General features: G+C 69.7%; 14 protein-coding genes. 10 read left to right on the top strand and 4 right to left on the bottom strand.

All coding sequences use genetic code 11. The features are described from left to right. Window positions 1-73 precede the first annotated feature (73 nt). From copM to ACZJYS_RS00895, 3 genes are all read left to right on the top strand, one after another. Window positions 74-445, top strand: coding sequence for a CopM family metallochaperone (gene copM / locus ACZJYS_RS00885; RefSeq protein ID WP_493175207.1), 372 nt, complete (start codon window positions 74-76; stop codon window positions 443-445). 150 nt (window positions 446-595) lie between these two features. Next, a complete protein-coding gene (locus tag ACZJYS_RS00890) occupies window positions 596-973 on the top strand; it encodes a copper resistance CopC family protein (RefSeq protein WP_493175209.1) in 378 nt (125 codons plus the stop codon). Beyond that, a complete protein-coding gene (locus tag ACZJYS_RS00895; RefSeq protein WP_493175211.1) occupies window positions 970-1,860 on the top strand; it encodes a CopD family protein in 891 nt (296 codons plus the stop codon). The genes ACZJYS_RS00890 and ACZJYS_RS00895 overlap by 4 nt, the downstream gene beginning before the upstream one ends. A gap of 197 nt (window positions 1,861-2,057) precedes the next feature. Here ACZJYS_RS00895 and ACZJYS_RS00900 read toward each other — a convergent pair whose 3' ends face one another. Beyond that, entirely contained in the window at window positions 2,058-2,240 is a 183-nt protein-coding gene (locus ACZJYS_RS00900; RefSeq protein WP_493175213.1) for a hypothetical protein, read from the bottom strand. Window positions 2,241-2,719: 479 nt separating this feature from the next. Here ACZJYS_RS00900 and ACZJYS_RS00905 point away from each other — a divergent pair, with 479 nt between their 5' ends. Both ACZJYS_RS00905 and ACZJYS_RS00910 read left to right on the top strand, forming a co-directional pair. Beyond that, window positions 2,720-3,448: a sulfite exporter TauE/SafE family protein gene (locus tag ACZJYS_RS00905; protein WP_493175215.1), complete on the top strand. Its 729-nt coding sequence runs from the start codon at window positions 2,720-2,722 to the stop codon at window positions 3,446-3,448. A 425-nt stretch (window positions 3,449-3,873) separates the two neighbouring features. After that, window positions 3,874-4,533: a hypothetical protein gene (locus ACZJYS_RS00910; protein ID WP_493175217.1), complete on the top strand. Its 660-nt coding sequence runs from the start codon at window positions 3,874-3,876 to the stop codon at window positions 4,531-4,533. 55 nt (window positions 4,534-4,588) lie between these two features. On the opposite strand, the gene ACZJYS_RS00915 is transcribed toward ACZJYS_RS00910, so the two are convergent. After that, window positions 4,589-5,020 (bottom strand): MerR family transcriptional regulator, encoded by a 432-nt coding sequence (locus ACZJYS_RS00915; RefSeq protein WP_493175291.1) that lies wholly within the window; start codon window positions 5,018-5,020, stop codon window positions 4,589-4,591. Window positions 5,021-5,199: 179 nt separating this feature from the next. On the opposite strand from ACZJYS_RS00915, the gene lspA reads away from it, so the two are divergent. The 5 genes from lspA (at window position 5,200) to ACZJYS_RS00940 (ending at window position 8,124) form a co-directional block, all read left to right on the top strand. Beyond that, the gene (gene lspA, locus ACZJYS_RS00920) at window positions 5,200-5,793 is read left to right on the top strand and encodes a signal peptidase II (RefSeq protein WP_493175219.1); all 594 of its coding nucleotides are present in this window, start codon (window positions 5,200-5,202) and stop codon (window positions 5,791-5,793) included. Continuing rightward, a complete protein-coding gene (locus tag ACZJYS_RS00925; protein ID WP_493175221.1) occupies window positions 5,790-6,446 on the top strand; it encodes an SCO family protein in 657 nt (218 codons plus the stop codon). The genes lspA and ACZJYS_RS00925 overlap by 4 nt, the downstream gene beginning before the upstream one ends. Continuing rightward, a complete protein-coding gene (locus ACZJYS_RS00930) occupies window positions 6,443-6,910 on the top strand; it encodes a copper chaperone PCu(A)C (protein WP_493175223.1) in 468 nt (155 codons plus the stop codon). Before ACZJYS_RS00925 ends, ACZJYS_RS00930 begins: the two co-directional genes overlap by 4 nt. A 120-nt stretch (window positions 6,911-7,030) precedes the next feature. Next, window positions 7,031-7,483 (top strand): disulfide bond formation protein B, encoded by a 453-nt coding sequence (locus ACZJYS_RS00935; protein WP_493175225.1) that lies wholly within the window; start codon window positions 7,031-7,033, stop codon window positions 7,481-7,483. After that, on the top strand, window positions 7,480-8,124 hold the full coding sequence (locus ACZJYS_RS00940) for a DsbA family protein (protein WP_493175227.1): 645 nt from the start codon (window positions 7,480-7,482) through the stop codon (window positions 8,122-8,124). Before ACZJYS_RS00935 ends, ACZJYS_RS00940 begins: the two co-directional genes overlap by 4 nt. A gap of 146 nt (window positions 8,125-8,270) precedes the next feature. On the opposite strand, the gene ACZJYS_RS00945 is transcribed toward ACZJYS_RS00940, so the two are convergent. Beyond that, window positions 8,271-9,368: a YncE family protein gene (locus ACZJYS_RS00945; protein WP_493175229.1), complete on the bottom strand. Its 1,098-nt coding sequence runs from the start codon at window positions 9,366-9,368 to the stop codon at window positions 8,271-8,273. Window positions 9,369-9,448: 80 nt separating this feature from the next. Continuing rightward, window positions 9,449-12,097 (bottom strand): heavy metal translocating P-type ATPase, encoded by a 2,649-nt coding sequence (locus ACZJYS_RS00950; RefSeq protein WP_493175231.1) that lies wholly within the window; start codon window positions 12,095-12,097, stop codon window positions 9,449-9,451. Window positions 12,098-12,180: the final 83 nt, after the last annotated feature.

Genomic DNA, 12,180 nt, shown 5'->3' on the forward strand with positions numbered 1-12,180 from the left:
ATGTTCACCGGCCGTGCCGCGCACGGCGTGGTCCCTGGGCACCGCTTCCCGCCACAGGAAAGGACCGAACCCGATGACGATCGACCGCCGCGCAGCCCATACGGCCGCCCTGGCCATCCTTGCCGCCCCGCTCCTGTGGGCTGCGCCCTCGCTGGCCCAGGGCGCCAGCCAGTCGGCGACGGCCCAGGGCGCGACGGCCGGGTACCACGCCGCCATGGAGAAGATGAACCGGGAGATGGCTGCCGAAGCTCCCTCCGGCAACGCGGACCGCGACTTCGCGAGCATGATGGCCAAGCATCACCAGGCCGCCATCGATATGGCCCGCGTGGAACTCGAGCACGGCCGCGACCCTGAGATGCGGAAGGTGGCTGAGGAGGTCATCCAGAAGCAGCAGCAGGAGATCAGCCACCTGCGGACCTGGCTGTCCCGGCAGCCCGCGCGGTGAGATCCACCTGCTCGCGGTCCCGATGCAGTTCGCGGTGACCAGCAACAAATTGGTGGAATAACGCGGCTGCACCGCGTCAACTGCCTGCCTATTGAGGAGGTCGGACCTTCGCCGGGGCGGCAGACCCGGCGAACGCTGACAGGAGATCCCATGCTTTCTCGCCTCACCTTCCTCCGCCACGGCATCCTGGCCGCCGCCCTCGGCATCCTGGCTCCCGGGGCCGCCTCCGCGCACGCGATGCTGCACTCGTCGGACCCGGCCGATGGCGCGACGCTGAACGCGTCCCCGCGCACGCTCAACCTGGCCTTCACCGAGGACTGCCGCGTGACCTCGCTGCGCCTGCTCGACGAAAGCGGCAAGGAGCAACAGGTGCGCCGCGAGGGCGGCCGGGCCGCCTCCAGCCAGGTGACCGCCATGGTGGCCGGGCCTCTGCGTCCCGGCGCCTACCGGCTCGAGTGGCGCGCGATGGGCGACGACGGCCACGTCATGAGCGGGGCGGTGCGCTTCGCGGTGAACCCGGCCCGGTGATCCTCGAAATGCTGGGGGCCGAGCCGGACCCCCTGCGCGCCCTCTCCGTGGCGCTGCGCCTCGCATACTACGTGTCGTGCCTCGGTGCGGCGGGCCTCGCCATCTTCGCCATGGGCTTCGGGCGCCTGCAGGAGGCCGGTGACGCCACCGCTTGCCGCCGCCTCGCCCTGGTCATGGTGGCGGCTGGCCTGGGATCCAGCCTTGCCTGGCTGGCGACCCAGGTCGCCTTGGCCTCGGACGGTGACCCGTTCGATGCCGAGGTCTGGGACATGATGCTGGGTTCCCGTCCCGGCGTGTCCGTGCTGGTCACCTGGGCAGGCCTGCTGGCCGTGGCGTTGGCGACGTGGATCGGGCGCGCGGCGCTGGTGCTCGGGGCCGCTGGCGTGCTGGCGGTCGCGGCCAGCTTCACGCAGGTCGGCCACACGACCCAGCACCAGCCGCGGTGGCTGCTGGCCACGGCACTGGTGGTGCACCTCCTTGCCGCGGCCTTTTGGGCTGGCAGCCTCTGGCCGCTCCTGATCGCCTCCAGGCGGGCCGGTCCGCGGGCCGCCAGCATGGTCGAGGGGTGGACGCGGGCAGCATCCTGGCTCGTTGCTGTCCTCGTCGTGGCCGGGGTGACGCTGGCTTGGCTGCTGGTCGGGCAACTGAACCTGCTCGTGACCACCGCCTATGGCTGGGCACTGCTCACGAAGGTGGCGCTGGTCGGTGTCCTCCTGGGCTTCGCCGCGTGGCACCGCTTCCGGCTGACACCGGCCCTGGCCGCGGGCGAGCCGGGCTCTGGCGCCCGCTTGGCGGCCTCCATTGGCTGGGAGATCGTCGTGATGCTGCTGGTCTTCTGGGCCGTCGCCGAGATGACCTCGACCAGCCCACGTCCTGAGGGGATGTAGTCAGCGGCGCCCCGAATGCTCCCGCCTCGACGAAGCACTTGCTTGCCGAAGCGGGATGCTGATCCGAGGACAGGGCTGGCCCCGATGGCGCTCCAGAGTCGCCTCCAGCCGGAGGGGAGACCCTGCCCCTCCGGAGCCGCCATCTTTCATCCATGACCGAGGTCCCGGCGACCGCCTGCACCTCGCTGGCAGGTTGCTCAGCCGCCGAGGCTGCCAGCCGTGACCTGAGTGCTGCCGCCGGGCCGGGTCTGCAGCTGTGACAGGTGATGGCTCCAGGGATGACCGTCGTAGCTCCGCTGGTTGGCGTCGCTGCTCGGCGCGTTGTTCGTGAGCGCGATGCTCTCCTCCAGCGGAGGCAGAGTTCGCTCGCTGGTCTCCATGAGCACATTCAGGGGACTGCCCTTAGCGGACCGGCTGTTTCCCGGAGCACCCGCTCCAACCTCACCCCGGCTCACCGCGATACCGAAGCGGGTGGGGTTCTCCGACGCTCCCGCACTCTCCTGAGCGAGGGCGGGACCGGCCAGGAGAAGTACACCGAGACCAAGAGAAAGAACTTTCGAGACGGACATGGGAACTCCAGACCTGTTTGATGATAGGCAGCGCGGCCGGTCGAGCTGACCTCCTGCCCTGACCCGCTCAGATCTAGGCGATGAACGTTGCAGTCCTTTTGTTCGTTCGCGACGAATGATTTCTGGCCATGGTTGGCTGTCGAGGTTGCGCCGCTGCCTGCACCTGCTGGTCCATCCTCAGGGCTGGCGATGCCACCGGCGTCGCGCTGGACAGCGACACGGCCCGCCGGGCGAGCACTCAGGTAGGCACCTGGCTTGCACCAGATCCCGAGCCGGGACAGCAATCCATCATGGATCACGCCGTCCTCCTGACCTTCATCATCGCCTGCGTGTCGCTCCTCTACGCCACCGTCGGGCAGGCAGGAGGGACGGCGTTCCTGGCCGTCATGGCCTTCGCGGGGTTTCCGGCCGCCGAGATGCGGCCGACCGCGCTGCTGCTGAACATCGTGGCCGCCAGCTACGCCACCTGGCGGCTCCATCGGTCCGGTGCAATCGACTGGCGCCTGCTGCTGCCGATCACGCTGCCCTCGCTGGTGACGGCCTTCCTCGGCGGCCTGCTGGTCCTCGACGGCCCCCACTACTTCATGGCGACCGGGATCCTGCTCATCGCGGCCGCGGGTCTCATGCTGTCCCGCCGGAAGGCGTCGGCCGACACCGCCCCAGTCCGCCTCCTGCCCGCGATGCTGGCGGGAGCGGCGGCCGGGTTCCTTTCAGGGGTCACCGGCGTCGGGGGCGGCGTCTTCCTGGTGCCGCAACTCGTGCTCTTCGGCTGGGCCTCGGTCAAGCGCGCGGCGGGCATCTCGGCCCCGTTCATCCTGTTCAACTCGGTGCTCGGCCTCGCGGGTGCCCTGACCGCAGGCCAGCAGATCGCCCCGGGCACCGGCCTCTACTCGGTCGGAGCCCTCGTCGGGGCCGTGCTAGGCGCCTCTATCGGCCAGCGCTGGATGCCGGAGCGAGCCACCCGCTACATCCTCGCTGCCGTCCTATTGTTCGCTGGAAGCCGACTGCTGCTTCGATGAGCCAGACTTGGAGGGCGGTGCTTCACAGCAGTCGGCTCTGGTCCGAACCCGGTGGTCTGGTGCCTGAAGGCAAATGCCCTCTTCTGCCAGAGCAGGTTCTATGATCTGCCAGTACACTGTCGGCCAACTCAGGTCATGACGGCATTGTGCCCACAGCCGGTACTTTCCAGCCGCATTGGATCTCCACAAAGCGGACGGTGACGTAGCCTGAGAAAGGTTTGCATCATTTTGTTGCGGTGAGCGGATGAGCCTTCGACGCCGAGGATTGCGGAAGTAGAGTCGCCATGCCCGCACGGACAGCCAATTCGGGCATGCAAAGGGCCGTGAGGACGATGCACGCAACATCAGCGACGGCTGCTCCAGGACCTACGCGACTGCGCACTCTGGCCGCTTGCCTCTTTGTCCTGGCTGCAGGCGTGGCGGCCATGCCGTCTGCCGCCAATGCGGCGTGCCTCGCGGAACCTCCGGTGCCGCCGGAAGTCGTCATCCTCGAAGTCCCGGAGTCACCGCCGCCCGTTGTGCGCGTGCCGCTGCGAACCCGCGAGGTGAACGGCGAGGTCCGCCTCCAGAACGTCTACGGCACCCCCGAGATCATCAAGCCCCGCCTGCGCCCCGTCCTTGAGGCACGATCAGTGGCAGGCAACGGCGACGCCTGCTGGCGCCTCTCGCGCGTGGAGGTCCGGCTGGAGGTCGAGGCCGCAAGGCTGGAGGTCCCGGAGGAGTTCGCGGGCAACGCGTGCCTCTACATCGGCGCGATCGTGGCCGCGCTCGAGGACCACGACCGCATCCACGTGTCCATGCGGGAGTTCTGGCAGCGCGTGACACCCAGGCTCAGCCAGCGCCTGGGCGAGTTCCAACCGGCCGCCGCCAACGGCGAGGGCGCCGCGACGCAGGCGTTCAACACTTGGCTGAGGCCCCGCCTGCTCGGCATCGTGGAGGCGCTCCACGCCGAGGACGGCGGACCTCTCCCCCCGCCGCAGGACACTGGCTTCGAGGCCGGGCAACGCGCCTGCCCCGCGTTCCTCGAGGAACTGACGCGCTTCAAGGCCGCCCGGCAACCCGGCGTTGGACGGGCGCCGATCTAGGATCGGCGCGTCGTGGTCAATCTTCCGCAGCGAAGGCGGAAAGTGGATGAAAGCCTCAGCGAGACCGGGACGGAGGCGACCCGGCCACTGCGGCGAGCGCCTCCGGCGTCGGAGCGAGCGCCTCGACGATGCGGCACTCGGACACGGTGCCGCAGCCACACTGCCCGACCAGGGCATCCAGTTCCCGGCGGAGCGCCTGAAGGTCCGCGATCTTGCGCTCGACCTCCGCCAGGTGCTCGCGCGCGATCGCGTCGACTGCTTCGCAGGGAAGCTCCGGCTGGCCGACGAGGCCCAGCAGGGTGCGGATCTGCTCCAGCGAGAAGCCGAGTTCGCGCGCCCGCCTGATGAAGCTGAGGCGGCCGAGGTGGGCCTCGCCGTAGGTCCGGTAGTTCCCGGCACTGCGCGCTGGCGGGGGCAGCAGCCCGACCTTCTCGTACCAGCGGACGGTCTCGACCTTCGTGCCGGTCGCCCGGGCCAAGGCTCCGATGTTGAATGAACTTTCTGCAATCAAGTCGTTGACCCTGTAGCGGCTACAGGGTGCATGTATGGAGCCTGGGAGCACCGGCGCAAGGCACGCATCTCCCGTGACGGCAAGGGGGCGAGAGATGGCGTGCTGCAGGGCACCCAAGTTCAGTGGCGGCGGGATCGGCTCCCAAGGCAACACCGATGCCTGAGGGCAGCAGGAAGGGGCCGAGGTTCACCTGGGCGCTGGCCGCCGCGACCGCGCTCCTGGGGACGTCGCTCGACCAGCTCTCGAAGTGGTGGATCCTCTCCGAGGTGATGGACCCGCCGCGCCTGATCCCGGTGGCCCCGTTCTTCAACCTGACCCTGGGCTTCAACCGCGGGGTCAGCTTCGGCCTGCTGGCGGCCGACAGCCCGGCGACGCCCTGGCTGCTGTCCGGCTTCGCGACGGCGGTGGTGCTGGGCTTCTGCGTCTGGCTCGCCAGGGACCCGCGGCCACGTCACGGCTTGGCCGCCGGGCTGATCGCGGGCGGCGCCCTCGGAAACGTCGTCGACCGCCTGCGCCAGGGAGCCGTGACCGATTTCCTCGACTTCCACTGGGCGGGCTACCACTGGCCCGCCTTCAATGTCGCGGACACGCTGATCTTCCTCGGTGCGGCCGTCCTGGTGCTGGGCGGGCGCACGCGGACCGCCGCATGGAACGCGGAATTGGCGCCGTCCGCCGCCGGTGCCGCGCCCGCGGCGCTGACGGGGCATCAAGGCGCCGCCGACCTCCGACATGAAAGGACGTGGGGATGAACCGCAGAACCCTGCTGGCCACCCTGGGCGTCGGCATCCCTGTCGGGAGCGCCTTGGGATGGTGGCTGTCGGAGTGGATGCTGGCCGCCAAACGGGATGCCGCGCCGTCGCGTTCCGGCGCGATGCAGCAGCTCATCGGCTCGCCCTTCGCGTTGACCGACCACACGGGGCGCCGCGTCACCGACGAGACCTTCGCCGGGCGCGTGCGGCTGGTCTTCTTCGGCTTCACCCATTGTCCAGACGTCTGCCCCACCGGGCTGGCCTACATCGCTGAGGCCCTCGATGGCCTGACGCAGCCAGAGGCTGCGGCGGTGCGCCCCCTGTTCATCAGCGTCGACGCGGACCGCGACAAGCCGGACCTGCTGGCCACCTACGTGGCGCATTTCCACCCTTCGCTCATCGGCCTGAGCGGGTCGGAGGCAGAGATAGCGCAGGCGGCGAAGGCGTTCCGCACCTACTACCGCAAGGTATCGACCGGAGGAGACGCCTACGTCATGGAACACACCGCCTCCATCTACCTGATCGGGCCGGACGGGAGGCTGCGTGGCTTCCTCGACACGCACGAGCCCGTCCAGACCGCCGTCGCCAAGATCCGGCTGGCACTAAACGACGCGGCCCCGACTTCCGCGACCGCCGGGGAACGCTCGTCGTGAGGCGCCGCATCCTTCTGGCCGCCTTGCCGTCCATCGCCGCGGGTCAGGCCCTCGCTCAGCAGCACCCGGCTGTTGTGGCCGAACAGGCTTGGTCACGCCCCGCCCTGGCGCGGATCGGCACCGCGGTCGCCTACCTCAACCTCCGCAACGGTGGCAGCAAGCCGCTGCGCCTCGTGGGCGGCAGCACGCCGGTCGCTGAGGCGGTCGAGATCCACGAGAGCATCGTCGAGGACGGGGTAGCCAGGATGCGCCCGCGCCCCGATGGCGTGGCCTTGCCGCAAGGCGGGACCGTCCGCTTCGAGCCGAGCGGCCTGCACCTGATGCTGATGAAGCCCCATGCTGACCTCAAGGCAGGCCAAGGGTTCACCCTGACCCTCCGGTTCGATGACGGGACAAGCCTCGACGCTCCGGTCCAGGTCACGATGCGCCAGCCAAGCGCAGGCCATGGCAGCGGCGCCCACTAACCTCGTGCAAGGAGGTCCGTTTATGCCGTCATCCTCGGCAGCCCCGGTGGGCTACCTCCACCGACCTGGCGCCGCTTGCCTCGGTAGCCGCCAACACCCTGCCCGTATGGAGTGGCGCGCATGACCGCCACGTCTCGCAGTGACGCGCCCGCAGCCGAGATGTGGCCCGTGCTGTTCGCGGCATGGATCGTGGCGCTCGCCGCCAGCCTCGGTGCCCTCTTTGTCGGCGAGGTCATGGGCCAGGCGCCGTGCTCTCTCTGCTGGCACCAGCGCGCCTTCATGTTCCCGCTCGCCGTGCTGCTGTCCATCGCCTGCTACCGCTCCGACGCCGGGATCTGGCGCTATGCCCTGCCGCTGGCCGTCATCGGCTGGCTGGTCGCTGGGTGGCACACGCTGCTGTTCTACGGCGTGGCGCCGCAGACCATCCAGCCGTGCACGGCGTCGGGTCCCTCCTGCTCCGGCGAAGGCATGATGCTGCTGGGCTGGGCGCCGCTGCCCATGCTCTCGTTACTGTCCTTCACCAGCATCCTGATCCTGCTGACCCTCCTCGCCCGGGGAGGGCGCAAGGCATGAACCGGCGCGCCATCACCCTCGGCACCGGCGCCGTGGCCCTTGCGGCCTTCGGCGTCGGGTACTGGCTGTACCCGCACGGCGACATCGCGGGCCCCGCGACGACCGGACAGGACGACACCTACGTCCGACCGCATTCCCCCGTCGTCGGCAAGGCCGACGCGCGCGTGACCCTCGTCGAGTTCTTCGACCCGGCCTGCGAGGCGTGCCGCGCGTTCCACCCGATCCTCGGCCAGATCCTGGCGCGCCACCCGGAGGACGTCCGGCTGGTGCTGCGCTACGCGCCGTTCCACCAGGGGTCGGACGAGGCCGTCCGAATTCTTGAGGCGGCACGGCTCCAGGGCCGCTTCGAGCAGGTGCTGGACGCCCTGTTCGCCCGGCAGCCGGAGTGGGCATCCCACGGCGCCCCGAGCCTCGCGAACGCCTGGAGAATCGCGGGGGTCGCCGGTCTCGACGTCGAGCGGGCCAGGAAGGACGGGCGGCAGCCGCAGGTCGACCGCGTGCTGCAGGCCGACACGGCCGACCTCCAGTCCCTCGGTGTCCGTCAGACGCCGACGTTCTTTGTCAACACGCGGCCGCTGCTCTCCTTCGGGCCGCGCCAGCTCTACGAACTCATCCTGAGCGAGTTGGACGCGCCGCGCTGAGAATTTTGTTCAGGACTGCGCGCCACCGTTCCCGAGGGACAAGGGGATGACGGCCGCCGCATGCGAGTGATGCCGGGGCCGCACCATCCCAATTCCGGTGCCTTGAAGGTCCTCTCCTGCAGTTGCCTGCCGGAGAGGCCGCGCGTTCAGATACGGATCAGGCTCACAGTGTCACCATCCGGATCCTCGGGCGCGGGAGCCGGAGGCTGACCCTGAACCGGACGCGGTGCCGGACGAGCCTTGTTGGAGACGTAGGCGAGGCCCGTGCGCCGGTCCACCGCCACAGTGTTCGGGTGCGTGCCTGTCCGCAGGCTGGCCAGCACCGTCAGTGCACGCGTGTCGACCAAGCTGACCGTTCCAGCGCCGCGATTGGTGACATAGGCCACGGCGCCGTCGGCCGAGAAGGTGACGCCGAGCGCGCCCGCGCCAGTCTCCAGCACCTTGATCGGCTGACCGGAGGCGGCATCCAGCACGGCAAGTTGGCCGCTCTTCTGGTTGGTGCAGAACAGGCGCCCACTGGCAGCGTGGAAGGCCAGGTTGATCGGTCCCTCGCCGCCGGAGCCGAAGCGGCGCACCCCGGCGCGACGGGTGAGGCTCACCTCCACGACCTCGTTCGTCTGCAGGGCCGCGACGAAGACCCGGTTCCCGGCAGGGTCGTGCGCGAGGCCGGAGATGCCACCCTCCAGCCCTTCCGTGATGATGTCGGAAAGGCCGTTGGTGGCCGTGTCCACCACCCACACGGCGCTCGGCTTGTTCTGGATGCCGAAGTTGGAGACGAAGGCGCGATTGCGCGCCTCGTCGACGACCACCTGCCGCGGATGGTTGTCCTCGCCCTGGCCGATCTCGGCCTTCACCTTGCCGCTGCGGAGATCGATGGCGACCACCCTGCCGCTGCGCGTGCCGGTGCCGAGCAGCGTGCCGGTGGTGTCATTCACGCCGAGGCCGAAGACCGTGTTCGCGCCAAGCTCGATGGTGGAGCGAACCTCCAGGGTACGCGGATCGAGGCCGAGGATCTTGGCGTCATCGGCACCGCGCGGGCCGGTGCTCGCCACGTGCACGAGACCCGTGGTGGTGCTGACAACCAGCTCGTAGAGGCCGGGCGCCAGCTTCACGGTCTTCTCCACCGAGGCGGCGCGAGCTGGCGCGGCATCCAGGGTGAGGCCCGCTGCGCCGAGTAGCGCGAGGACATGGCGGCGGCGAAGCACAGGCGGGGCCTGAAAGGAGATGGCGTTCGCGTCTGGCATGGTGAGCCTTTCGGGACTGGCGGAGCTTTATCGGTTAACTTTCGTTAACAATAAAGTGCGCCGCCAACAATCCCTGCAGCTCATGTCCGCTGGTCTTCGCAGCCTTTCGGGGCGGAAGGTCGCTCAGGCCACGTGCATGGAGATCGCGCCGCTGGCTTCCAGGCCAGCAGGCGCAATGCGTTGAGGGTCACCAGCACCGTCGCGCCGGTGTCTGCCATGATCGCGGGCCAGAGACCGGTGACGCCGATCAGCGTCGTCACCAGGAACACTGCCTTCAGGCCGACGGCGATGGCCACGTTCGCCTTCACGTTGTTCATGGTGGAGCGCGACAGGCCGACGAGTTCCGCGACACCGGAGACGCGGTCCTTGAGCACGGCCGCATCGGCCGTCTCCAGGGCGACGTCGGTGCCGCCGCCCATAGCCACGCCGACCGAGGCGGCCGCGAGCGCCGGGGCGTCGTTGATGCCGTCCCCCACCATGACCACGGAACCGGCGGCGCGGAGAGCGCCGATCTCCCGTAGCTTGTCCTCGGGCAGGAGTTCCGCCTTCACGTCCAGCCCCAGGCCACCGGCGATGGCGGCGCCGGTCCGGGCGTTGTCGCCGGTCAGCATTACCGAACGGACGCCCAGCTTCGATAGCGCGGCCACGCCTGCGGCGGCATCCGCCCGCGGCTCGTCACGAAGCGCCAGGACACCTGCCGCCGTGCCGTCCACGACTACGACGACCGCCGTCTTGCCCTCGCTCTCCAGCTTGGTGACCTGCTCGGCGAGGGTGCCCACCTGGGCACCAGCCTCCGCCGCATGGCGCGGGCTGCCCACGCTGACCTTCCGGCCGCCTACCGTTGCGGTGACGGCCTTGCCCGGCACGGCGCCCTGATCCGCGGCAGGGGGTGTCGCAATGCCCCGCGCTCCGGCTTCGGCCATGACCGCCTTGGCCAGCGGGTGCGAGGATCCCTGTTCCACGGCCGCGGCGTAGGCCAGGAGATCCCAGGCCGATGTCCCGGCCGCCGGGAGCACGTCGGTCACCTTGGGATGGCCCGCCGTCAGCGTGCCCGTCTTGTCGAAGGCGACCGTCTTGGCCGCGCCGATTTCCTCCAGCGCCGCGCCGCCCTTGATCAGCAGCCCACGGCGGGCGCCCGCTGATAGGCCTGAAGCCAGGGCCGCGGGGACGGAGATCACCAGGGCACAGGGGCAGGCGATGAGCAGCACCGCCAAGCCACGGTAGATGCTGGTCCACCAGTCCCAGCCCAGCAGGAAGGGCGGTACCAGGATGACCAGGGCGGAGACCACCATCGCGCCCGGGGTCCAGTAGGTCGAGAACCGCTCGATGAAGCGCTGGGTGGGTGCGCGGGAAGCCGTGGCCTCCTCCACCATGCGGATGATGCGGGCGATGGTGTTGTCCGTGGCCGCCCGGGTCACGCGCACGCGCAGCGCGCCGTCCGCGTTGATGGAACCGGCGACGACGGCCTCCCCGGGTCCACGGTTCACCGGCACGCTCTCGCCAGTGACCGGGCTTTCGTCCAGGGCAGACTGCCCCTCTTCGATGGTGCCGTCGCAGGGCACGCGGTCGCCAGGGCGGACCAGCACGAGGTCGCCGACCGACAGGCGGTCGGACGGCACCTGCTCGGTGGAGCCGTCCGCCCGCAGGCGCTGGGCCGTGCGGGGCATCAGGTTGGCCAGGGCCTTGATGCCCGCCCTGGCGCGCCCGGCCGCCACGTTCTCCAGCAGCTCGCCCAGGGCGAACAGCAGGACAACCACCGCGGCTTCCTCGGCGGCGCCGATCACGGCCGCGCCCGCGGCCGCAGTCACCATCAGTGTCTCGATCGAGAACGGCGAACCCGCCCGGGCCAGGTTGAAGGCACGGCGGCCGAACGGCACCAGGGCAACCAGCGTCGCGATCAGGAAGAGCGGGTAGGTCAGGTTTCGCGGCAGCACCAACGACAGCGCGTAGGCGCCGAGCACGAGGGCGCCCAGCAGCCAGACCAGCCGCGCCTTGCCCGTCGCGTACCAGGGCTTCGTCGCGTCGGCGGGATCCTCGTGGTCGGCATGCGAGTGGCCGAACGCGCCGCCATGGGCATGGTCATGGGCGGCGTGGGAATGGGCGCCCGCGGCAGTGGCTTGCCCGTGCGCGTGCCCGGCGTGGTCATGACCATGCTGGTGGCCGTGATCGTGGTCATGGCCGCAGCAATCGCCGTGGGCGTGACCGTCTGCCGGAATAGACGGCGTGGCAGAACCATCCTGGGGCGCGAGGGCCTTGGCCTTGTAGCCCAGTGCGCCGATCTGCTTCTCAACGGCGGCGGCGTCCGTCGCTCCCGGTGCGAGGCGCAGGGTCAGCCGCTCGGCCATCAGGTTTACCGAGACGTCGGAGACCCCCGGGAGGCGGCCAACGGCCTTCTCAACCTTGGCGACGCAGGAGGCACAATCCATGCCCTCGACCCGCCAGGAGATCGGTGGCGGAGCTGTCGGTGCCGGAGTCGAAGCCGGGACCTCGAGGCGGGTGGCCTTGTAGCCAAGGGCCCCGATCTGCTTCTCAACGGCCTCCGGTGTCGCGCCGTCGGGTGACAGCGTGGCGCCAAGCCGCTCGGCCATCAGGTTGACCTTGATGTCGGTGACGCCTGGCAGGCGGCTCACCGCCTTCTCGACCTTGGCGACGCAGGAGGCACAGTCCATGCCCTCAACCCGCCATGTCACCGGCTGTCCCGGGATGTTGCCGCCGCGCGTGCCGTCCATCGAGCGATCTCCTGCTGATGGTTCCTTAGATACAACCTCCAGTCACTAGAGGTTCAAGGGGGCATCTCGCTCTCCATACAACG

Source organism: Roseomonas sp. TS2 (assembly GCF_058833935.1).